This is a genomic window from Massilia putida (assembly GCF_001941825.1).
GTDB lineage: Bacteria > Pseudomonadota > Gammaproteobacteria > Burkholderiales > Burkholderiaceae_D > Telluria > Telluria putida.
On sequence record NZ_CP019038.1, the window covers coordinates 1,598,874 to 1,620,179 of the forward strand.

A 21,306-nucleotide genomic window follows, 5' to 3' on the forward strand; every position below is an offset into this window, starting at 1 on the left:
CGAATGAAACCTGCCCGCGCATGACGCATGCGGCATGCGGACGTCACGCGTGGGCGGCGGGCCGCCGACCCTACCTGGCGCTTGCGCAGTATCGCGCGATGAAATCCGCGTGCGTCGGCATCGCCGCCGCCGCACGCACCATCGCCTCGCGCTGGCGCGCCAGCATCGCGGCGCCGTCCACGCCGCGCAGGTCGGCCAGCGGATCGTGGCGCTGCGGCCAGTTCAGCTGGCCGACATGCACCGCGAGCCAGCTGGCGTTCCCGAACAGTTCCGGCCCGTCGCTCACCAGCCGCCCGTAACGCTTGAAATGCTCGATCTTGCGCTCCAGCGTGTCCGGCACGTCCATCGCCGCGCAGGCCCGCCACAGCGGCGTGTCGGTGCGCTCCGTCAGCTTGTAGTGCAGGATGATGAAGTCGCGGATGCGCTCGTACTCGTTGACGCCGATCCGGTTGTACTCGTCGATGACGAACGGGTCGAAGTCGCGGTCGGGGAACAGCGCGAGCAGGCGCGAGATCCCGGATTGCACGAGATGCAGGCTGGTCCACTCCAACGGTTCCATGAAGCCGCTCGCCAGGCCCAGTGCCACGACGTTGCGGTTCCAGAAGCGCTTGCGCCGGCCCGTGACGAAGCGCAGCGCGCGCGGCTCCGCCAGCGCCGGGCCGTCCAGGTTCGCGAGCAGCGTGGCCGCCGCCTCGTCGTCCGATAGATATTTGCTGGCATAGACATAGCCGTTGCCGACCCGGTGCTGCAGCGGGATCTTCCATTGCCAGCCGGCCGCGCGCGCCGTCGAGCGTGTGTATGGCGCGGGGTCGCCGTCCGGCGCGCTGGGCACGGCCATGGCGCGGTCGCACGGCAGCCAGTGGGTCCAGTCCTCGTACCCCGTGTGCAGCGCGTCTTCGATCAGCAGGCCGCGGAAGCCCGAGCAGTCGATGAACAGGTCGGCGGCGACGGCCCTGCCGTCCGCCAGCCGCACCGCTTCGACGAAGCCGTCCGCGCCGCGCAGGTCGACGCCGACGATGCGCCCTTCCAGCCGCCGTACGCCGCGGCCTAGCGCGACCTCGCGCAGATAGGCCGCATACAGGGCGGCGTCGAAGTGGTAGGCGTAATCGAACGTCGACGCGATCTGGCGCGGGTCGCGCGACGGTTTGTCGAACCGTCCGCGGCTGGCGGCCGCCCACGCCATCGAGTACTCGTCCAGGGCCAAAGCGCCCTGCGCCGTGCGGCCCCGCAGCCAGTACTGGTGCAGCGGCACGGCGTCGAACTGCATGCCGTGGGGGCCGAACGGGTGGAAGTAGCGGCGCCCCACCTTCGCCCAGTCGACGAACTCGATGCCCAGCTTGAACGTGCCCTGCGTGCGGCGCAGGAATTCCGCCTCGTCCAGGCCCAGCGTCTGGTTGAAGATCTTGATGGGCGGGATGGTCGCCTCGCCGACGCCCACCGTCCCGATCTCTTCCGACTCGATCAGCGTGACGGTGCAGCCGTCGCCGACCACGGCGGACAAGGCGGCCGCCGCCATCCAGCCGGCCGACCCGCCGCCGACGATGACGATGCCGCGCAAGCGGCGGTCAATGTTCGTCATTGCGCATCCTCCCGTTGCAGGCGCACGATCCACGCCGTTTCCGCGTGGCCGCGCGGCACCGGCAGGCCCGCGTGGGCGAGCCAGGCGCCGCTGAACGCGGCGCCGTCGGCGCTGCCGATCGCATCCAGCAAGGGCGCGCGGTGGCTCGCATCCGGCAGCCCGTCGGGCCGGATCTCCGTCACGCGGTATTGCGCGGCCGCGTCCAGCATGGCCAGCCGCAGCGGCGGCGTGTAGCGGTGCGTGCTCGGCTCGCGGCGGTAGACGAACAGCAGCAGGTCGCCTGCGTCGCCATGCGCTTGCCACAGCAAGCCGTCCTGCCCCTCGCCCAGCCACACGCGCCCCGCGTGCAGCCGGCCGCGCAGCCGCTTGTACAGCGCGATCCACGCCGCCAGTTCCGACTTCGCCGCCGCGCCCAGCGCGCGGACGTCGAGCTCCACGCCCAGGTGGCCCGGCAAGGCGACGGCCGCGCGGAAGGCCATCGCCTGGCTGCGGCCCGTCGTGTGGGCCGGCGCCGTGCCGACGTGTGCGCCCATGATCTCGGGCGGGAAGAACTGCAGGAAGCCGCGCTGGATGCTCGTCCGCGACACGGCATCGATGCAGTCACTGGCCCAGACGCGGTGCGCGTGGCGCAGCACGCCGAAGTCGATGCGCCCGCCGCCGCCAGAACAGCTTTCGATTTCCACGTCGGGATGCGCGGCGCGCAGGCGCGCGAGCAGCGCGTAGAACGCGAGCACCTGTGCGCGGTAGCCCGCGCGGCCGTCAGGCAGGCCGGCCGTCGTGAGGTCGCGGTTGTGGTCCCACTTGATGTAGCGGATGGCGTGCGCGCCGAGCAGGCCGGAGATCTTCTCGAACAGGTAGTCCGCCACCTCGGGCCGGGCGATGTCCAGCACGAGCTGGTTGCGCGCCGTGAGCATCGGGCGGCCGGCCAGTAGCAAGCACCAGTCGGGATGCGCACGGTGCAGGTCGCTGTCCGGGTTGATCATCTCGGGCTCGAACCACAGGCCGAATTCCATGCCCAGGTCGGTCACGTGCGCGACGAGGTCGCCCAGGCCGTTGGGGAACTTGGTCTCGTCGGGCCACCAGTCGCCCAACGCCGCGCGGTCGTGGTGGCGGCCGTGGAACCAGCCGTCGTCGAGCACGAAGCGTTCGATGCCGAGGTCCGCCGCGGCGCTGGCCAGTTCCTTGACGGGCTCCGGATGCACATCGAAATAGAATCCCTCCCACGTGTTCAGGTGCACGGGGCGCGGGCGCATGCGGCCGCCCGGCCAATCCAGGCGCGCACGCAGCTCGGCGTGGAAGTTCGCGGCGAGGCCGTTCCAGCCCGCGTTCGAGAACGAGGCCACGACTTCCGGCGTCTCCAGCGTGCGGCCGGGTTCCAGCCAGCCTTCGCCGGGCGCCAGCCATTCCCCGAGCTGCCACTGGTACTGGCCGTCGTGCAGCCATTCGATGGTCTGCTGGTGGTTGCCGGACCATGCGAGATGGGCGCCGTAGACCGCGCCGCTGTCCGCGCCCGCGTCCGGCGCGCACACGACGGCGCCGGGGAAGCAGTCGTGCGACGTGCGGCCGCGCCGGTTCTCGCGCCGCCACAGGCTGCGCGACAGCGGGTCGGTCTGCAGCATGAATTCGTGCAGGTGCTGGCCCGCGTACGAGCGCACCGTGGCGCAATCGCCCGGCAGCGGCAGCGTGAGCGCCGCCAGCCATTGCACGTCGAGCGGCGTCGTGCCGAGATTCGTCAGCGCCGTGCGCGCGACCAGCACGTCGCTGTCCGCATCGAGGCGCAGGGTGATGTCGGCGCGCACCTGCGCCTCGTCGTCCGCCAGGTGCAGCACGACGGCGCGACCGGGCTCGATCCAGTCGAACGTGCAGGCGGTGAACGCCTGCGCGAACGCGGTGCCGGCGCGGTGCGCGAGCAGCGCGCTTTGTCCGAACCAGCCGACGCCGAAGGTCGGCAGCACGGTCAACGGCTGGTCGAAATCGAGCATGAAGCTGGGCAGCGGCCGGCCGGCGCGCAGCGGGGCGGCAGGCAGCGCGCCGGCGGGCAGGCGCGGGCCCCAGTAGCGCCACAGCGGCGCTTCGTCCGCATGCAGTTCCAGCACGAGCGAGCTGTGGGTGCCGTGCAGGGCGATGTAATCGGCGGGTGAATCGGGTGTCTTGGCGTACATGATTGACCGGTCCAGAAATGGAAATGCCGCCCGAAGCCGGGCGGCGGATGCTGCGGTAGGGTGGGCACAGGGGTGCCCACCCTACCCGGCTCAGAAAGCGTAGCGGATCGAGACGCTGGCCGTGCGGCCCGTTTCCGGACGCGACGACACCACGCCCTGCGCGCCGATCGCGGCGCCGAGCGCGCGGATCTGCGCCAGCGAACCCTGGTCGACGCCACCGGAGAACGCGACCTTGTTGAACAGGTTGTTCACGTTCAGGCTCAAGGTCGTATTCGGCGCCACATTGTAGTTCGCGAAGGCGTTGACGAGGCTGCGGCCTTCCACCTGCATCGTGTCCGCGTCATCCGACCACACCTTGCTCTGGCCGACCACCGTGAAGCCGACCTGCGCGACGCCGAAATCGTAGCGCGGCGAGATCGAAAAGAGCCAGCGCGGCGTGCCGTGCGGCGTGTTGCCGACCGTGCTGTTGCCCGTCGCCTGGCCGACCAGATCGGACGTGATCTTGAGGTCGGTGTAGGTCGCGTTGGCATTCAGCGCGAAGCCGCCGATGCGCAGCACGGATTCCAGTTCGACGCCGTTGGAGCGGTAGCCCGTCTGGTTCAGCTTCGGACCGATGGTGCGGGTCTGGTCGTAATCGAATTCGCTGACCGTCGTGTGGTACAGGGTCGAGAACAGGCCGAACGAACCCCAGTCGCGGCGGCCGCGATATTTCAGGCCGATCTCCACCTGCTTGACCTGGGCCACGGCCGCGGCATCGGCGCCGGCCGCCAGCGCGCCGGTGTTCGCGTCGATGTTACTGGAGAACAGCAGGCGGTCGGCGATCGCGCGGCCGCCGCGGCTGACGCGGGCGAACGAGCTGACGTCCTTGTCGAACTGGTAGTTGGCGCCCAGCGAGTACGAGTTGTAGCTGACCTTGTAGTTGACCGGGTGCGGATGCGCCGTGTCGATCACGTAGACGTTGCGTTCGGCGCCCGTGATGCTGCCGTCGCCGTTGGCGTCGACGCCGCCCGCCACCTGCATCGGTCCCGTGTAGCTGCCGCTGGCCTTCACGCTGTCGTGGCGCACGCTGGCGTCGATGTCGAGCGGGCCGTTCGCGTAGGTCAGGCCCAGGTACGGCGCGTCCGTCATGTACTGCGCGTCGTAGTTGCGCGCGCAGCAGCCGCCCCACTGGTCGTTGTAGCCCGTCAGGCCCATCGTGGTGAGCGCCGCGCCGCTGGCATTGCGGATGTCGATCAACGCGCCGTCGCGGCCCACTTCCATCAGGCGGCCGCTGATCGACCACTGCTCGACGATGTTCTGGTTCGCGTGGTAGTAGCCGGCCTTGCCGCCCACGGTGGCGCTGCCCACCTTCCAGTTGCGGCCGACGGACAGGTCGTTCGCGTAGTGGCCGATGTCCGGCGTGTGCACGTCGATGGCCGCGCCGTTCGAGATGTAGCCGGTGGCGAGGTTCGCCTGCGTCACGGCCCGGCCGACTTTCGGGCCATTGGCATAGACGGCCGTCGCGCCCGCACCGAAGCCGGCCAGCGTGCCGGCCAGCGTGTCGAGGCCCCAGAACTGGGACTGGAACGCGCCGCTCTGCGACGTGTAGCGGAACTTGTCGTCGACCGTGTAGCCGCCGTCGAACTGGTTGTGGAATTCGAAGCCGATCGAGTTCGACTTGACCGAGATGCCCTTCGTCAGGTCGGCCACGCCGGCCGCCGTGCCGACCGGGCCGACTTTCGGCGCGCTCGTGTTGTAGATCGAGTTCTGCGAGTCGCGCAGGATGTCGAAGCCGGGGATGTTGGAGAAGCCCGACAGCTTGTTGCCGCTGATCTCGGCCTTGGCCGGCATGCTGGTGTAGGTGGGCGCGTGATCGTCCAGGGCCTTGAAGTTGACGCGGAAGTAGCCCTTGTCGTTATTGAAGGTCTTGGTGATGTTGCCCTTGATCTGGTAGCCGCGCTCCGTGTTGTACGAGCTGGCGCGCGGGCCTTCGCCGTCGCGGTAGAAGCCGCCGATGTGGAAGCGCAGGTCCGGACGGATATGGCCGCCGTATTCGAGGTCCGTGCGGTTTTCCTTGTAATTCAGGCCATGCGACAGGGAGACGGTGCCGCCGTCTTCCTCGCCCGTCTTGCTGATGAAGTTGATGATGGCGCCCGGCGCGTGCGAGGCGAACGTCGAGGCGGAGCCGCCGCGCACCGTTTCCACGCGCTCGACGTTGGCGTCGTAGCGCAGCCAGTAGTCGTTGTTGGCGAAGTTCATGTCGCCGAATTCGACGACAGGCAGGCCGTCTTCCTGCAGCTGCACGTACTTCGAACCGCCGGATGCGATGGGCAGGCCGCGCACCGTGATGTTCGAGTTGCCGCCCGGGCCGGCCGAGCTTTCGGCGCGGATGCCGGGGATCAGGTGCAGCACTTCGGCTTCGGAACGCGGCGCGAAATCGGCGATCTGCTGCGCGTCGACGTCGGTCACGGAAATCGAGCTGCGCATCTTGCTCTTGCCGCCGGAGACGCCGGTCACCACCACGGTGTTCAGGCCCAGCGTGTCGCCCTGCTTCGCGGCCGGCGCGGCAGCCGGCGCGGCGGCCGCTTCCTGTGCCTGCGCCACCGGGGCCGTCAGCGCGGCCACGGCGGACGCGGCGAAGATGGATTGGACGGCGGCGCACAGCGCACGCTTGTTGTAGTGCTTCATGAGGTCTCCTCGTTCTCTTATTCGGGTGTGGACGCCGGCGATGCTTCAGCGCTAAAACCATGTTAATCAAGACCGCAAGCAATTGCAATCGATTGTAATAAAACTTTTTTGAAGTCGGGCCAGGACGCAAATATTTTCGCTGAGGCAAAAAGCTCGTCTGCAATATATATAGCTGGCCGCTGGTAACGGCACCATTCTGACTCTCAGTACCCGGATGCTTGCGACAAAATTACAACACTTTTCCATGTGCGTCCTGCGGGTCGGCGCCCGGATTGGAATTGATTGCAAACGTTTGCAATCAACGCTATGCTGATCGACATAAAAAAGCGCCACACGCCAAGGAGACACCGACATGCACGACATCCCGCCGGCATTCCGCCCCGGCTATCACTTCACACCGCGCCGCAACTGGATCAACGATCCGAACGGCCTGCTGTGGTTCGACGGCGAATATCACCTGTTCTACCAGTACAACCCGAACGGCGACGTCTGGGGCGACATCGGCTGGGGCCATGCGGTCAGCGCCGACCTGCAGCACTGGGAAGAGCTCCCCGTCGCGCTGCACGCGGACGAGCACACGCTGATGTTTTCCGGCAGCGCCGTGGTCGACACGCACAACACGAGCGGCTTCGCCGGCCCCGGCGAGACGGCCCTCGTCGCGATCTACACGGCGTGCCGGCGCAACCCCGGCGGCCTGCAGAACCAGCACATCGCGTACAGCACGGACCGCGGCCGCACCTGGACGAAGTACGCGGGCAATCCCGTGCTCGACCTGGGCCTGGCAGAATTCCGCGACCCGAAAGTCCAGTGGTACGCGGCAGGCGGGTTCTGGCTGATGGCCGTCGTGCTGCCGGACCAGCACCGCGTCGCGTTCTATGCATCGGGCGATCTCAAGTCGTGGCGCCACCTGAGCGACTTCGGTCCCGCGGGCAGCACGAAAGGCATCTGGGAATGCCCCGACCTCTTCCCGGTAGAATGGCAAGGCGGCACGGCCTGGGTGCTGAAAGTCGACGTGTTCCACGGCCACGTGAGCGGCACCACGGGCAGCCAATACTTCGTCGGCCACTTCGACGGCGTGCGCTTCACGCCCCGTCCGGCCCAGGCCGCGCGCTGGACCGACTTCGGCGCCGACTTTTACGCGGCGCTGTCGTGGAACGGCCTGCCGGAAGGCAGCGGAGGCCCTGTCTGGATCGGATGGATGAACAATCACCGCTATGCGCAAACGACGCCCACGCAGCCGTGGCGCGGCGCGATGTCGCAGCCGCGGCGGCTGGCGCTGCGCGAGGATGCGCACGGCCTGCTGCTCGTGCAGGAACCGCTGGCGCAGCTGGCCGCGCGGCGCACCGGTCACACGCAAGTCGCCGGCATGCGGCTCGAACACGGTGAACGCGCCTGGCCGCTCGCCGACATGCAGTGCGACATCGAAGCGCGCTTCGCCTTGCGCGACGCCCGCGAATTCGGCCTGCGCCTGGGCGCCGCCGACGGCGACCACACGCTGATCGGCTACGATGCGGCGTCTGGCGCCGTGTTCGTCGACCGCTCCCGTTCCGGCCTGATGACGGACCACCCCAATTTCCCGGGCCGCCGCGCGGCGCCGGTCGAACCGGGGCCCGAACTGCGCCTGCGCATCCTCGTCGACAACTGCTCGGTGGAGGTGTTCGTGAACGGCGGCGCGGCCACGATCACGGAACTCGTCTTCCCGGCCACGCCCGCCGCCACGCTGGCGCTGTACGCCGGCGACGGCGGCGTCGACCTTTTATCCCTCGATCTCTGGCAGCTCGCATGAACATCCCCTACACCAAACCGCGCCTCAGCCTGCGCCAGATCCTCGAAATGAACCTGGGCTTCTTCGGCCTGCAATTCAGTTTCGGCCTCCAGCAAAGCAACGTCAGCGCCATCTACAGCTACCTCGGCGCCGACGAGGCGAGCATGCCGCTGTTGTGGCTCGCGGGACCGATCACGGGCCTGCTCGTGCAGCCGCTGATCGGCGCGATGAGCGACCGCACCCATTCGCGCCTGGGCCGGCGCACGCCCTACTTCCTCATCGGCGCGATCATCTGCAGCCTCGGTCTGCTGTTGATGCCGTACAGCCCCAGCCTGTGGGCCGCGGCCGCCCTGCTGTGGATGCTCGACGCCGGCAACAACATCACGATGGAGCCGTACCGCGCCTACGTCAGCGACCGGCTGGACAGCCGCCAGCACTCGCTCGGCTTCCTCACGCAAAGCGCGTTCACGGGGCTCGCGCAGATGCTGTCCTACCTGACGCCGTCGCTCATGGTCTACTTCGGCATGAGCCAGTACGCGGTCGACGGCAACCACATCCCCGTCATCACGCGCATCACGTTCCTGATCGGCGCCGTGCTGTCGCTGACGACGATCGTGTGGTCGATCCTGCGCGTGCCGGAACTGCCGCTGACCCAGGAGCAGCGCGCGGAGCTCGCGGCCAAGCCGATGTCGTTCGGCGCCAGCCTGCGCGAAGTGTGGGACGCCATCGTCGAGATGCCGCGCGCGATGCGCCAGCTGGCGCTGATGAAGTTGTTGCAGTGGTATGGCATGGCGTGCTACTGGCAATTCCTCACGCTGATGATCGGCCGGACCCTGTTCCACACCACGAACCCGAACTCGGACGGCTTCCGCGACGCGGTCCTCGTCAACGGCCAGATCGGCGGCTTTTCGAACACGGTCGCGTTCCTCGGCGCGTTTGCCATGATCCCGCTGACGCGGCGCTTCGGCCCGAAGATCATGCACTGCATCTGCCTGTGCGCGGCCGGCGTCGCGATGCTGGCGCTGCCCACGATCACGACGAAGGCCATGCTGTTCCTGCCGATGATCGGCGTCGGACTGGGCTGGGCCAGCATCATGGGCAATCCGTACGTGATGCTGGCGGGCTCGATCCCGCCCGAGCGCACGGGCGTCTACATGGGGATCTTCAATATGTTCATCGTGATCCCGATGCTGATCCAGGGCGTCACGCTGCCCTTCGTCTACCACGGCTGGCTGAACGGCGATCCGGGCCACGTGGTGGCGCTGGCCGGCGTACTGCTGCTCGGCGCGGCGGTGGCGACCTTGTTCGTGGGCGTGCCGGAGAAGGCGCCGGCCTCGAACGGGCTGCTTACCGGCGACAAGATGTCCTGAGGCCGGTCAGGCGGCGGCGCTGCTGCCGCGCACGATCAGGCGCGTCGCGAGCAACCTGGGCGGCGCGGCCTCTCCGGCGATCTGCGCCAGCAGCGATTCGACCATCGCCGACCCGGCATCCTCGATGCTCTGGTGGACCGTCGTCAGCGGCGGGTGGAAGTAGGTGGCGAGCGCGATGTCGTCGAAGCCGACCACCGGCACGTCGCCCGGCACGTCGCGGCCGCATTCGCGCAAGGTGTTAATGACGGTCATGGCCAGCAGGTCGCTGACGACGAAGATGGCGTCGAAGTCGAGCCCTTCGTCGACCATGCGCTGGACGGCACGCCTGCAATCGTCGGCATTGAACGGCACCGTCACCTGCAGCTTGGAATCGAACGCGATGCCGGCCCGCGCCAACGCCGCGCGGTAGCCGTCGTAGCGCTGCGCCACTTCCGGAAACTTGACGTCGCCGAGGAAGGCGATGCGGCGCCGGCCCAGCGACACGAGATGGCTGACGGCGAGGTCGCCGCCATGCACGTTGTCGCTGCCGACCGTGCAATACAACTGCTGCTCCATCTTCGCGCCCCACACGACGAGCGGCACGCGCCGCGCGGCCAGCTGGTTCAGCTGGTCGTGATGGCGCCATTGGCCGATCAGGATGATGCCCAGCGCGAGCCCGGTCTCGTAGTAATGCGCGGCCGCGTCCAGGTGCTGCGAGCTCACGCGCGCCACCAGCATGTCGAACCCGCGGTCCGTCAGCGCGTCGGCCAGCGTGCCCAGCATGCTGAGGAAGAACGGGTCGGACAGGTGCTGGCGGCTCTCCTCGTCATACGGAATCACGACCGCGATCGTGCGGATATTCCCCTGCCTCAGGTTCTTCGCGCCGACGTTGATCGTGTAGTTGAGCGAGCGCGCCAGTTCCAGGATGCGTTCGCGGGTTTCCTCGTTGACCAGCGGACTGCCGTTGAGCGCGCGCGACACGGTGGAAGTCGCGACGCCGGCCAGCCGCGCCACGTCGGCCATTTGCAGGCGGCGCTGCGAAGCGTTCGACGGCACTGCGATCGCGTGGGCGGACTCGGGACGGGCGTCTTTTTTCGGCATGGCTCTTTCAGGGAAAACGGCCAACGATGGGTGGCGGCTACGATGAAAGATTGTACCATCGGCATGGGCCGATTCCGGCTACTTCGCCGCGACGACATGGGTGGCGGCGGGCCGTTCCGGCTTGAACCTGCGCGCCAGTTCCGGCGTCGACATCACGTCCGCCGCGCCGGCCGCCGCCTTGTCGACGTCGACGCCCAGCACATAGGTCGGGCCGAACATATTGGTGCGGAAGACCACCATCTTCTTGTCGGGCGTGAAGCGGACGTTCGGCTCCAGGTGATAGTCGTGCTGCGCCATGTTCACGAGACGTTCCGGCTTGAACACGCCCGGCTGCCAGAAGCCCTTGTCGTTGATGGCGCCCTGCCCCAGCAGCGACTGCGGCTTGAGCAGCACGATCCACTCGCCGTCGGGCGCATGCGCCACCTGGCCGGGATCGCCGCCGTCGCCGGCGAACAGGCTGCCGTCGCTCGACACATTGAAATGGATCGACCAGTCGTTGCGCTCGAGCTGGTACGCCGTGCGCTGGCCCGTCTCGAGGTCGTAGCCGGCCACGTAGAAGGTCGCGCCTTTCGGATACTGCCAGTCGTACCAGACCGTCTTGCCGTCCTGTCCCCAGAACTCGTGGCCCGCGATTTCCATGGCCATCGTCCGGTGATGGATCAGCGTGTTCGCCGAGCCGTCCGTCCGGATCGTCCAGATGCGGTCGACCTTCTGCCACGGGCCTTCATGGCAATACATCAGCAGCGACGGGTCGGTCGGCGAGAACAGCAGGTGATTGATCCAGTCGGTCGACTCCAGCAGCCTGGTCGCCTTGCCGGTCCGCAGATCGAGCGTGAACAGCACCAGCGGGATGCGCGCGGCCAGGCGCCGTTCCATCATCTCGCCCTTGTTGCGGGGCTGGTCGAGCGGACCGCCCGGCGCCTCCTGGCGGGCCCGCGCTCCGCCGCGCACTTCATAGGTCCCGGCCGCCAGCGTCTCGTCGGCGTTGATGCTGTCGATCTTGTAGCCGGCCGGGACGTCGACCAGCTTGCGCCGCGCGCCGGTATCGAAATCGACCCGGTTGATCGACGTGACCTTCGTCGCCGGGTCGTCGCTCAGGTAGAACACGGCGTTGGTCTTGCGCCCGACCGCGATCGTGCGCGCGGCCATGCGGTCGCCGTGGTTCGGCACCAGCAGCTTGGTCTTGCGCGACGCCAGGTCCAGGCCGTGGATGCCGTCCGCGGCGTTGTACACCATCCACCGGCCGTCCGGGCTGATCGCCGTGTAATTGAAATAGAGCGAAGCCGACTCCGGTTCGGGCGTCAGGCGCCAGACACGGTGCCCGGTGTCCTTGTCGACCCAGGTGGAAGGGATCATATCGGCATACGCCCGGCTGCCGATACCGGCGGCGGCCAGGACAACGAGCGCGCGCAACGTGCGGGACCTGAACATGTTGACTCCATGAGATGTCGGCGAAAAAAACGTCCGGCATCGATTATGGAACGGCTTGGCGCATCGAAGTGCTCATCAACGTGATTGCGATGCGCGCCCGCCGGACTGCGCCGGCCGTGGACGGCTTCAACCTGACCGGCACGTTCCGCCAGGAGTACGAAGGCACGATGGCCAGGCTGCGCCGTGCCGATCACGACGGCCGCACGTTCCAGGCCGCGCTGCGCTACACGCTCTTCTGAACGGGCGCGGCCCATCTACAATGCAGCCTGCTCCCGACGAGACCTTCCACAGACCATGCACATTCCCGTTCCAACCCGTTATGCGCGACTGCTCGCCGCCCCGCTGTCGGCGCTCGCAGTCGCCGGCTGCGCCCGGTTGCCGACCGCACCGGCCCCGTTCACCGACGTCGGGCCGGCGTGGGCCGCCAACTCGGTAAATACGGTCGTATTCCGCAAGAATTCGCTGGTCACCGCCGGCGACGCGCAGTATGTCGCGTTCTACGACGCCGACCGGTATGTCGTGCTGGGCCGGCGCAAGCCCGGCACCCGCGACTGGACGCTGCACCGGACCCGATACCAGGGCAATGCGGCCGACGCGCACAACACGATCAGCATCATGGTCGACGGCGCCGGCTATCTGCACGTCGCCTGGGACCACCACGACAACCGGCTGCGGTATGCGAAGAGCCTGCAGCCGGGCGGACTGGAGCTGGGCGACAAGCAGGCGATGACCGGGCAGGACGAGGACGCCGTCACATACCCGGAATTTCACCGCATGCCGGACGGCAGCCTGCTGTTCCTGTTCCGGAACGGCGCGTCCGGCGAAGGCAATCTCGTGGTGAACCGCTACGACGTGGGCACGGGTACATGGCGCCGCCTGTTCAGCAACCTGATCAGCGGCGAAGGCGAGCGCAGCGCCTATTGGCAGGCGTTCGTCGACCGGCGTGGCACGATCCACCTGTCCTGGGTCTGGCGCGAATCGCCCGACGTGAGCAGCAACCACGACCTCGCCTATGCCCGTTCGCGGGACGGCGGCCGGACCTGGGAAAAATCGGATGGCGAGCGCTACGTCCTGCCGATCACCGCCGCGAGCGCGGAATACGCCGCGCGCATCCCGACCGGCAGCGAATTGATCAACCAGACGTCGATGTCGGCCGACCGGGACGGCCGGCCGTACATCGCCACCTACTGGCGCGACAGCGACAGCCGGGTGCCCCAGTACCGGATCGTGCGGCTCACTGCGACGGGCTGGCGGGTGACCACGCTCGGATTCCGGCACACGCCGTTCACCCTTGCCGGCGGCGGCACCAAGGCGATCCCGATCGCGCGGCCCCAGATCATGATCGACAGCGCCCGGCAGCAGCCGGCGGGCGTGCTCGTGTTCCGCGACGCGGAGCGCGGGAACAAGGTGTCGGCCGTCACGATCACGGATTTCGACCGGCCCAGCTGGTCGATCCGCGACCTGGACGACGCGTCCGTCGGCGCCTGGGAACCGACGTTCGACACCGAGCTCTGGCGCGAGAAGGCCGAGCTGAACCTGTTCGTGCAGGACACGTCCCAGGTCGACGGCGAAGGCCAGGCGGTGCGCCCGCCCAGCATGGTCCGCGTGCTGGCGTGGAAACCGTCGTTCTGACACGCAGCCATGTCCGACATCTTCGCGGACGTTGTTATCCCGCGATTTCACGATTTAGCGTCTTATGTCTTATATAAGAGTGATGTACAATAGCGTTCAGCACAGGCGAAGCACCCGCTTGCCTGGTTTTCACAACGACTGAAAGAGCTATCATGTTAGCCGCATACCGCACCCACGTCGCTGAGCGCGCCGCCCTCGGCATTCCCCCGCTGCCCCTGTCGGCGGCCCAGACCACGGACCTGGTCGAACTCCTCAAGAATCCGCCGGCGGGCGAGGAAGCCTTCCTCGTGGACCTGATCACGAACCGCGTGCCCGCGGGCGTGGACGATGCCGCCAAGGTCAAGGCCACGTTCCTGAACAACGTTGCCAAGGGTCTCGAGACCAGTCCGCTGGTCTCGCGCGAACTGGCGACGCGCCTGCTGGGCACCATGCTCGGCGGCTTCAACATCAAGCCGATGATCGACCTGCTGGACGATCCGGCCGTCGGCAGCGCCGCCGCCGAGGGCCTGAAAAAGACCCTGCTGATGTTCGACTACTTCCACGACGTCAAGGAACTGGCCGACAAGGGCAGCGCCAACGCCAAGGAAGTGCTGCAATCGTGGGCCGACGCCGAGTGGTTCACGTCGCGCCCGGCCGTGCCGGAAAGCCTGACGCTGACCGTCTTCAAAGTCTCCGGCGAGACGAATACCGACGACCTGTCGCCCGCCCCGGACGCCACCACCCGCCCGGACATCCCGCTGCACGCGCTGGCGATGCTGAAGAATCCGCGTCCCGGCATCGAACCGCAGGAACCCGGCAAGATCGGCCCGATCGCGCAGATCGAGGCGCTGAAAGCCAAGGGCCATCTGGTCGCCTACGTCGGCGACGTGGTCGGCACCGGTTCGTCCCGTAAATCCGCCACCAACTCGGTGCTGTGGTTCACGGGCGAAGACATCCCGTTCATCCCGAACAAGCGCTTCGGCGGCGTGTGCCTCGGCACCAAGATCGCCCCGATCTTCTACAACACGATGGAAGACGCCGGCGCCCTGCCGATCGAGCTGGACGTGTCGAACATGGAAATGGGCGACGTCATCGAACTGCGTCCGTACGACGGCCGCGCACTGAAGAACGGTGAAGTCATCGCCGAATTCAAGGTCAAGTCCGACGTGCTGTTCGACGAAGTGCGCGCCGGCGGCCGCATTCCGCTGATCATCGGCCGCGGCCTGACCGCCAAGGCGCGCGAGTCGCTGGGCCTGGCGCCGTCGACGCTGTTCCGCCTGCCGCAGAACCCGGAAGACAGCGGTCGCGGCTTCTCGCTGGCCCAGAAGATGGTCGGCCGCGCCTGCGGCCTGCCGGAAGGCCAGGGCATCCGCCCGGGCACGTACTGCGAACCGAAGATGACCACCGTCGGCTCGCAGGACACCACCGGCCCGATGACCCGCGACGAGCTGAAGGACCTGGCTTGCCTGGGCTTCTCGGCCGATCTCGTGATGCAATCGTTCTGCCACACCGCCGCCTATCCGAAGCTGGTGGACGTCAAGATGCACAAGGAACTGCCGACGTTCATCGAGAACCGCGGCGGCGTCGCGCTGCGTCCGGGCGACGGCGTGATCCACTCGTGGCTGAACCGCCTGCTGCTGCCCGACACCGTCGGCACCGGCGGCGACTCGCACACCCGCTTCCCGATCGGTATCTCGTTCCCGGCCGGCTCGGGCCTCGTGGCCTTCGCCGCCGCGACCGGCGTGATGCCGCTGGACATGCCGGAATCGGTGCTGGTCCGCTTCAAGGGCGAGATGAAGCCTGGCGTCACGCTGCGCGACCTCGTCAACGCCATCCCGCTGTACGCGATCCAGCAAGGCCTGCTGACCGTCGACAAGAAGGGCAAGAAGAACATCTTCTCCGGCCGCATCCTGGAAATCGAAGGCCTGCCGAACCTGAAGGTCGAACAGGCGTTCGAACTGTCCGACGCCTCGGCCGAGCGCTCGGCCGCCGGCTGCACGGTCCACCTGGACAAGGCACCGATCATCGAGTACATGACCTCGAACATCACCTTGATGAAGTGGATGATCGCCAGCGGCTACCTGGACCGCCGCACGCTGGAACGTCGCATCAAGGCGATGGAAGCGTGGCTGGCCAAGCCGGACCTGCTGGCGCCGGACGCGGATGCCGAGTACGCCGCCGTCATCGAGATCGACCTGGCCGACATCCATGAACCGATCGTCGCGTGCCCGAACGATCCGGACGACGTCAAGACGCTGTCCGACGTCGCCGGCGACAAGATCGACGACGTGTTCGTCGGCTCGTGCATGACCAATATCGGCCACTTCCGCGCCGCCTCGAAACTCTTGGAAGGCAAGACCGACATCCCGGTCCGCCTGTGGGTGGCGCCGCCGACCAAGATGGACCAGCAGGTGCTGACGGCCGAAGGCCACTACGGCACGCTGGGCCGCACCGGCGCGCGCATGGAGATGCCGGGCTGCTCGCTGTGCATGGGTAACCAGGCGCAGATCCGCAAGGGTGCGACCGTCATGTCGACGTCGACGCGTAACTTCCCGAACCGCCTCGGCATCGACACCCGCGTGTACCTGGGTTCGGCCGAACTGGCGGCGGTGTGCTCCACGCTGGGCAAGATCCCGACGCGCGACGAGTACATGGCGCACATCGGTGTGCTCAACCAGAACGCCGACAAGATCTACCGCTACATGAACTTCGACCAGATCGCCGAGTTCCGCGACGTGGCGGATTCCGTCGCCATCTGAGGCTGACGCGTCAGCCTGCCGGGGCCGGGTCCTGTACCATACGGGGCCCGGCCCTTTTCACATCCTCTTCCCGCGTCGGCCAACATCCCTCCTTTCGGCTTCCGGCGCGACCTGCAGCGCATCGACGACCGCCGCGTACTGGTCGGCTGCGACCGCGGCTTCTTCGAGCCGGACCTCGCATCCGGCCGGGTGCCATGGCCGGCGGGGAGCGCCGCTCAGGTACGATACGGCGCGAGGCGATCGCAGCGGCACGCCGCTGCCGGCGGTGCGGCCCGGTCAATCCTCGCCGGCCTGGTGAAACACGAGATCCTCGACCCGCCGTCCGTTGCACAGGTGCTCGGCGATGATGCGGTCCATGTTCTCCGGCGTGACGTTGTAATACCAGGTGCCGTCCGGCTGCACGCAGACGATCGGTCCGCCCTTGCAGGCGGCGAAGCAGCTCACGCGGCTGCGCTTCACGCGCAGGTCGCCCGCGTTCAGGCCCGCGGACTTGAACTTGTCGCCCAGGCTGTCGAACAGCGCCTGCGCGGCGCCATCCTCGGTGCAGCGCGGGCCGGTGCAGACCAGCATGTGACGGCGGTAATCGCCGATCTTCGGCTTGACGGGCCGCTGTTCTTCCTCGTGATTGCTCATGCTTCCGTCTCCTCGGCCGCGGGTTGCGCCGGCTCCCAGGGTTCCGCAAGCGTGGCGCGGATGTAGTCGGCCGGCAGGCGATGGCGCGCGGCCAGCGTCTCGATGTCGGTGCCGGCCGCGTGCTCGTCGCGGAGCAGGTCCAGCCAGCCGAGCAGGCCCGTGGACAGCGACCGCCCGGCGCGCTCGCCGTCGCGCGTGCTGCCGCCGTCGTCCATGTCGTACTTGTTGGCGTAGCCGCGCGGCGTCACCATCACGCCGTGGCGGATGAAGGTGTTGCTGTTGCCGATCAGGACCGTGCTGAGCATGCCGATGTCGGCGTCGGCCATCGCGTCGAGCGTCGTGAACACGATGTTCTCGCGGCGCCGGTAGGCGCTCTTCACGATGGCGACCGGCGTGTCCGGGCGGCGGTGGCGCAGGAACAGGCGCTGCGCCTCGACGATCTGGCGCGTGCGGCGGCCGCTCTTCGGGTTGTACAGCGCGACGACGAAATCGGCCAGCGCGACGGCGTCCAGCCGGCGCGCGATCGTCGGCCACGGCGTCAGCAGGTCGGACAGCGAAATCGCGCAGAAATCGTGCGTGAGCGGCGCGCCGACGAGGGCCGCGCAACTGTTCAACGCCGAGGCGCCGGGGACGATCTCGACCTGCACCGCGTCGTCCGGCGTCCAGCCGGCCTGGAACAGCACTTCATAGGTCGGGCCGGCCATGCCGTACACGCCGGCGTCGCCCGACGAGATCAATGCCACCTTCTTGCCGGCCCGCGCGGCCGCAAGCGCACTGACGGCGCGGTCGAGTTCCTCCGTCATCGACTTGCGGATGATCTCCTTGCCTTCGATGAGGTCGGCCACCAGCTTGATGTAGGTGACGTAGCCGATCACCACGTCGGCTTCGGCGATGGCGGCGCGGGCGCGCTGCGTCATGTGGTCCACGCTGCCGGGGCCGATCCCCACCAGCATGATCTTCCCCGCGGTCGCGGGTGCTTCGAGTCGTTCGTTCATGGTTCCATCCTTGCGATCGAGACTGTGACGTTGCGGCCGTCCGCGCCCCGGTGTTTGTGTTTTTCGACGATCAATGCGGTCATCGGGACGCCCGGACCGGCGGCGAGCAGCGCGGCCGCCTCGCTGACCGACGGCGTGCCGGTGTAGCGCCGCACCGTCTCGGACGGATGCGGCACCTCGACCTGCGCCAGTTCCTGCGCTTCGAAGAAACGCAGCGTCCAGCCGTATTCCCCGGCCAGCGCGAGCAACGCGGCTTCGTCGCGCTTGAGCGCGATGCTGGCGACGGCGGCCACCTGGCCCGGCTGCGCGCCGGCCTGCGCCAGCGCCGCCAGCACCGCCTCGCGCATGGTGGCGTGCGCCACGCCGCGGTCGCAGCCCAGGCCGACGGTGAACGCCGTCACGCGTCGGCTTCCAGCGGCGGGCGGTAGACGACCAGGCGCTCGTGCAGCGCCTCCCACTGCCCGGCCGGCACGTCGGCATGCGTCACCCACAGCACGGCGGCGTAGCGCTCCAGCGGCACGTCGTGGAAACGCGCATAGCGGTGGATGGTGTCCGGCAGGGGCGTCGGCCGGGTCCACCAGTCCGGGCTGCCGGCTTCCTGCACGAACGCGATCGGCTCGCCGTTGACCACATGGGCGGAGACGCGCGTGACGTTGATCTTCGGCGCCTCCACGCGCCAGCCCAGGTGGCGGCCGAGGATGTCGACGGGGATCGTGCGGCCGACGTCGGACGCCGTCGTCAGCACGGGCGCGGCGCCGAGCAGGTCGGCGACGCGCTCGCTCCACGCGTTGGCGCCGCCGACGTGGCCGGACAGCACCGGGATCACGTACTGGCCGGCGTCGTCGACGACGATCACGCCCGGATCCTCGTCCTTGCTGCGCAAGTGCGGCGCGATCAGGCGCACGACGGCGCCCAGCGAGACAAAGAACACGATCTGGTCGTAAGCGGCGAACAGGGGGGCGATCTCGTCGCGCAGCGCGCCGTCGTAGGCATGCACCGCGTTCGGCACGCCCGCGAACTGCGGCGCGAACTTGGCCGAGGTGCAGATGTCCGCCTCGGGCAGGTCGCCTGCCAGGTGGGCGGCCAGCGCGGCGCCGTGCTTCGTGATGGCCACGAGGCACAGGCGCGGCGCGGCAATGTGGGTGGGTTCGCTCATGCGGTCTCCAGGTCGATAGGTTGCGGGCCGCTCTTCTTCAGGCAACCCTTGATGCGTTCGCCGCGGATGCGATGCGGATGCTTCACGATCAGCAGCGACAGATAACTGACCTTCGTGCCGCGCAGCGCGAGGATGTCGCGGCCGTCGAACCGGCGCTCGTCCGGCGCGCCCACGCGTTCGATGAAATGGGCGCCCGCGAGCAGGTCGCGCCGCTCGAGCCAGGCGATGAGTTCATCCAGCAGCGGTTTCACTTTCAGCAGCACCAGCGTGTCGAAGTCGGACAACAACCGGTCGACGGCGCCGACGCCGTACGCGGCCGGCACGATGGCCACCGTGTCGTCCTGCTCGGCGAACGGCACCGGCACGTGCGCGCAGGCGGCGGTGAAGGCATTGACGCCGGCGATGACGCGTACCGGTACGGCGGCGTCCAGCGCGCTCACCGTGCGCGCCAGGTGGCCGAACGTGGCATAGGTGCTGGCGTCGCCCTCGACGAGGAACAGCACGTCGCGGCCCGCGCGCAGCCAGGGCAGCACGGTCTCGGCGGCCTTGAGCCAGGCGCGCGCCAGCTTGTCGCCGTCGTGCGTCATCGGGAACAGCAGCAACGTGTGGTCGTCGGGAGGCGCCAAGCCCGCGCGCCGCACGATGTCGAGCGCATAGCTGGACGTCTTGCCGCTGCGCGCCGGATAGACCCAGACCGCGTCGCGGCGCTGCAGCGCGTCCCAGGCGGCCCGCGTGATGAGGCCCGGGTCGCCCGGACCGAGCGAAATGCCCCACAGGGTGCCGGTCATGCCGTCTCTCCCGCGCGGCGCGCGCACACGATCCACACCGGATTCTCGGCGGCCATGCGGTGCATGTGCAGGATCGGCTTGCTGCGCGCGGCCTGCAGCTGCAGCACGTCCCAGACGACGCCCGCGCCGCACGCCTGCAGCGCGGCGGTGGCGGTGGCCAGGTTTTCCAAGGTGACGAAGTTCATCACGAGCGTGCCGTCCGGGCGCAGGCGGCGCAGCACGCCGTCGATCAGCGTGGCGAGCTCGCCGCCCGAACCGCCGACGAACACGGCGTCCGGGTCCGGCCAGCCATCCAGCCCGTCCGGCGCCTTGCCGAGGAACAGGCTGTAGTTGCTGACGCCGAACGCCGCGTGGTTGCGGCCCGCGATGGCGTGATCAAGCTCGTTCTTTTCGATGGCATACACGTGGCCCCGCGGGCACAGGCGCGCCGCTTCCAGGCCGACGGATCCGGAGCCGGCGCCGATGTCCCACACGACGCTGTCGGGCCGCAGGCACAGGCGCGCGAGGCTGACGGCGCGCACTTCCTGCTTGGTGATCAAGCCCTTTTCCGGCTGGCGCTGTTCGTAGGCGTCGTCGGCGAGGCCGAAGCATTGCGGACGGGGCGCCGCCGTCGTGCGCCACAACAGCACGACATTCAGCGCGGCGAAACGCATCGTCGCGGCGTCGGCGGGGCTCAGTTCGGCCAGCACGCGCTCTTCCGGCTGCAGAAGGTTTTCCGCCACGGCCATGTGGAAATCGTCGCCGAGGCCCTCGGCCAGCAGCAGGCGCGCGATCCGGTCCGGGGAATTGTCGGGACTCGTCAGCACCAGCAGGCGCGCATGCCGGCGCAGGGCCTGCGCCAGCGCGTACAGGCCGTGCGCCGGCGCACTGCCGCGCGCCCACTCGCCGGCGTCGCGCGCATGGACGGAGACGATGCGCGCATCCTGCCACGCCAGGCCGATGCGGGCGCACGCGAGCTGCAAGGTCGACAGGTTGGGCAGAATGTCCAGCGCCTGCACGCACAGGTGCTGGGCGAGGTAAGGCGCGATGCCGTGGCACAGCGGGTCGCCGGTCGCGAGCACGACGCAGGCCAGGTGATCGGCGCGCGCGGCGCGCACCCAGCCCGGCACGTCCTTCAGGCGGCCCGTCAGGTCGTGGCGCACGGCGCCGGCTTTCAGCTCGCGGTCGAGCAGCGCCAGCGTGCGCGCGCCGCCGATCACGACGTCGGCGCTGCGCAGGTAAGCGAGCGCGGTCGGCGTCAGGCCGGCGGCGCCGTCGTCGAGGACGCCGATCACGCGGCAGGGATTGGGATCTTGCAGGCAGGTGTCCAT

16 protein-coding genes are annotated in these 21,306 nt (G+C 68.4%); 5 read left to right on the forward strand and 11 right to left on the reverse strand.

Annotation, left to right across the window (positions count from 1 at the left end; translation table 11 throughout):
- Positions 1 to 70 precede the first annotated feature (70 nt).
- From BVG12_RS09290 to BVG12_RS09300, 3 genes are all read right to left on the reverse strand, one after another.
- A complete protein-coding gene (locus tag BVG12_RS09290) occupies positions 71 to 1,579 on the reverse strand; it encodes a tryptophan halogenase family protein (RefSeq protein ID WP_075792148.1) in 1,509 nt (502 codons plus the stop codon).
- Complete coding sequence (locus BVG12_RS09295) at positions 1,576 to 3,741, reverse strand: alpha-galactosidase (protein ID WP_075792149.1); 2,166 nt, start codon at positions 3,739 to 3,741, stop codon at positions 1,576 to 1,578. The genes BVG12_RS09290 and BVG12_RS09295 overlap by 4 nt, the downstream gene beginning before the upstream one ends.
- Before the next feature lie 90 nt (positions 3,742 to 3,831).
- On the reverse strand, positions 3,832 to 6,408 hold the full coding sequence (locus BVG12_RS09300; protein WP_075792150.1) for a TonB-dependent siderophore receptor: 2,577 nt from the start codon (positions 6,406 to 6,408) through the stop codon (positions 3,832 to 3,834).
- Between the two features lie 352 nt (positions 6,409 to 6,760).
- On the opposite strand from BVG12_RS09300, the gene BVG12_RS09305 reads away from it, so the two are divergent.
- Both BVG12_RS09305 and BVG12_RS09310 read left to right on the forward strand, forming a co-directional pair.
- A complete protein-coding gene (locus BVG12_RS09305; protein ID WP_075792151.1) occupies positions 6,761 to 8,194 on the forward strand; it encodes a glycoside hydrolase family 32 protein in 1,434 nt (477 codons plus the stop codon).
- Positions 8,191 to 9,543 carry an MFS transporter gene (locus tag BVG12_RS09310; RefSeq protein WP_075792152.1) on the forward strand — a complete coding sequence of 451 codons (1,353 nt, stop codon included), beginning with the start codon at positions 8,191 to 8,193 and terminating at the stop codon, positions 9,541 to 9,543. The genes BVG12_RS09305 and BVG12_RS09310 overlap by 4 nt, the downstream gene beginning before the upstream one ends.
- A gap of 6 nt (positions 9,544 to 9,549) precedes the next feature.
- On the opposite strand, the gene BVG12_RS09315 is transcribed toward BVG12_RS09310, so the two are convergent.
- Positions 9,550 to 10,623 (reverse strand): LacI family DNA-binding transcriptional regulator, encoded by a 1,074-nt coding sequence (locus BVG12_RS09315; RefSeq protein WP_229503844.1) that lies wholly within the window; start codon positions 10,621 to 10,623, stop codon positions 9,550 to 9,552.
- A 78-nt stretch (positions 10,624 to 10,701) separates the two neighbouring features.
- Positions 10,702 to 12,054: an oligogalacturonate lyase family protein gene (locus BVG12_RS09320; protein ID WP_075792153.1), complete on the reverse strand. Its 1,353-nt coding sequence runs from the start codon at positions 12,052 to 12,054 to the stop codon at positions 10,702 to 10,704.
- A gap of 14 nt (positions 12,055 to 12,068) precedes the next feature.
- Between BVG12_RS09320 and BVG12_RS09325 the strand changes: the two genes are divergently transcribed.
- The 3 genes from BVG12_RS09325 to BVG12_RS09335 all read left to right on the forward strand — a co-directional run bounded on the left by BVG12_RS09325 (position 12,069) and on the right by BVG12_RS09335 (position 16,424).
- Positions 12,069 to 12,293, forward strand: coding sequence for a hypothetical protein (locus BVG12_RS09325; protein WP_075792154.1), 225 nt, complete (start codon positions 12,069 to 12,071; stop codon positions 12,291 to 12,293).
- A 55-nt stretch (positions 12,294 to 12,348) separates the two neighbouring features.
- Positions 12,349 to 13,686: a BNR repeat-containing protein gene (locus tag BVG12_RS09330; protein ID WP_075792155.1), complete on the forward strand. Its 1,338-nt coding sequence runs from the start codon at positions 12,349 to 12,351 to the stop codon at positions 13,684 to 13,686.
- Positions 13,687 to 13,838: 152 nt separating this feature from the next.
- Positions 13,839 to 16,424 (forward strand): bifunctional aconitate hydratase 2/2-methylisocitrate dehydratase, encoded by a 2,586-nt coding sequence (locus BVG12_RS09335; RefSeq protein ID WP_075792156.1) that lies wholly within the window; start codon positions 13,839 to 13,841, stop codon positions 16,422 to 16,424.
- 276 nt (positions 16,425 to 16,700) lie between these two features.
- On the opposite strand, the gene BVG12_RS09340 is transcribed toward BVG12_RS09335, so the two are convergent.
- Genes BVG12_RS09340 through cbiE form a run of 6 tightly spaced genes read right to left on the reverse strand, consistent with a single transcriptional unit; the run spans position 16,701 to position 21,306 of the window.
- Positions 16,701 to 17,057 (reverse strand): (2Fe-2S) ferredoxin domain-containing protein, encoded by a 357-nt coding sequence (locus BVG12_RS09340; protein WP_075792157.1) that lies wholly within the window; start codon positions 17,055 to 17,057, stop codon positions 16,701 to 16,703.
- Positions 17,054 to 18,052 (reverse strand): precorrin-3B C(17)-methyltransferase, encoded by a 999-nt coding sequence (gene cobJ, locus BVG12_RS09345; protein ID WP_075792158.1) that lies wholly within the window; start codon positions 18,050 to 18,052, stop codon positions 17,054 to 17,056. Before cobJ ends, BVG12_RS09340 begins: the two co-directional genes overlap by 4 nt.
- The gene (locus BVG12_RS09350; RefSeq protein WP_267877479.1) at positions 18,049 to 18,453 is read right to left on the reverse strand and encodes a cobalamin biosynthesis protein; all 405 of its coding nucleotides are present in this window, start codon (positions 18,451 to 18,453) and stop codon (positions 18,049 to 18,051) included. Before BVG12_RS09350 ends, cobJ begins: the two co-directional genes overlap by 4 nt.
- Positions 18,450 to 19,208, reverse strand: a complete 759-nt coding sequence (locus BVG12_RS09355; protein WP_075792159.1) for a cobalamin biosynthesis central domain-containing protein — start codon at positions 19,206 to 19,208, stop codon at positions 18,450 to 18,452. Before BVG12_RS09355 ends, BVG12_RS09350 begins: the two co-directional genes overlap by 4 nt.
- Positions 19,205 to 19,996 (reverse strand): precorrin-2 C(20)-methyltransferase, encoded by a 792-nt coding sequence (gene cobI, locus BVG12_RS09360; protein ID WP_075792160.1) that lies wholly within the window; start codon positions 19,994 to 19,996, stop codon positions 19,205 to 19,207. The genes BVG12_RS09355 and cobI overlap by 4 nt, the downstream gene beginning before the upstream one ends.
- Positions 19,993 to 21,306: a precorrin-6y C5,15-methyltransferase (decarboxylating) subunit CbiE gene (cbiE, locus tag BVG12_RS09365; protein WP_075792161.1), complete on the reverse strand. Its 1,314-nt coding sequence runs from the start codon at positions 21,304 to 21,306 to the stop codon at positions 19,993 to 19,995. The genes cobI and cbiE overlap by 4 nt, the downstream gene beginning before the upstream one ends.

What these genes read in the sequence shown, in the direction of transcription:
- cobI (WP_075792160.1), bottom strand. Translation starts at nt 19,996, where the DNA reads ATGACCGGCACCCTGTGGGGCATTTCGCTCGGTCCGGGCGACCCGGGC.
- BVG12_RS09305 (WP_075792151.1), top strand. Translation starts at nt 6,761, where the DNA reads ATGCACGACATCCCGCCGGCATTCCGCCCCGGCTATCACTTCACACCG.
- BVG12_RS09295 (WP_075792149.1), bottom strand. Translation starts at nt 3,741, where the DNA reads ATGTACGCCAAGACACCCGATTCACCCGCCGATTACATCGCCCTGCAC.
- BVG12_RS09290 (WP_075792148.1), bottom strand. Translation starts at nt 1,579, where the DNA reads ATGACGAACATTGACCGCCGCTTGCGCGGCATCGTCATCGTCGGCGGC.
- BVG12_RS09340 (WP_075792157.1), bottom strand. Translation starts at nt 17,057, where the DNA reads ATGAGCAATCACGAGGAAGAACAGCGGCCCGTCAAGCCGAAGATCGGC.
- cobJ (WP_075792158.1), bottom strand. Translation starts at nt 18,052, where the DNA reads ATGAACGAACGACTCGAAGCACCCGCGACCGCGGGGAAGATCATGCTG.
- BVG12_RS09335 (WP_075792156.1), top strand. Translation starts at nt 13,839, where the DNA reads ATGTTAGCCGCATACCGCACCCACGTCGCTGAGCGCGCCGCCCTCGGC.
- BVG12_RS09320 (WP_075792153.1), bottom strand. Translation starts at nt 12,054, where the DNA reads ATGTTCAGGTCCCGCACGTTGCGCGCGCTCGTTGTCCTGGCCGCCGCC.
- BVG12_RS09310 (WP_075792152.1), top strand. Translation starts at nt 8,191, where the DNA reads ATGAACATCCCCTACACCAAACCGCGCCTCAGCCTGCGCCAGATCCTC.
- cbiE (WP_075792161.1), bottom strand. Translation starts at nt 21,306, where the DNA reads ATGGACACCTGCCTGCAAGATCCCAATCCCTGCCGCGTGATCGGCGTC.
- BVG12_RS09355 (WP_075792159.1), bottom strand. Translation starts at nt 19,208, where the DNA reads ATGAGCGAACCCACCCACATTGCCGCGCCGCGCCTGTGCCTCGTGGCC.
- BVG12_RS09315 (WP_229503844.1), bottom strand. Translation starts at nt 10,623, where the DNA reads ATGCCGAAAAAAGACGCCCGTCCCGAGTCCGCCCACGCGATCGCAGTG.
- BVG12_RS09300 (WP_075792150.1), bottom strand. Translation starts at nt 6,408, where the DNA reads ATGAAGCACTACAACAAGCGTGCGCTGTGCGCCGCCGTCCAATCCATC.
- BVG12_RS09330 (WP_075792155.1), top strand. Translation starts at nt 12,349, where the DNA reads ATGCACATTCCCGTTCCAACCCGTTATGCGCGACTGCTCGCCGCCCCG.
- BVG12_RS09325 (WP_075792154.1), top strand. Translation starts at nt 12,069, where the DNA reads ATGTCGGCGAAAAAAACGTCCGGCATCGATTATGGAACGGCTTGGCGC.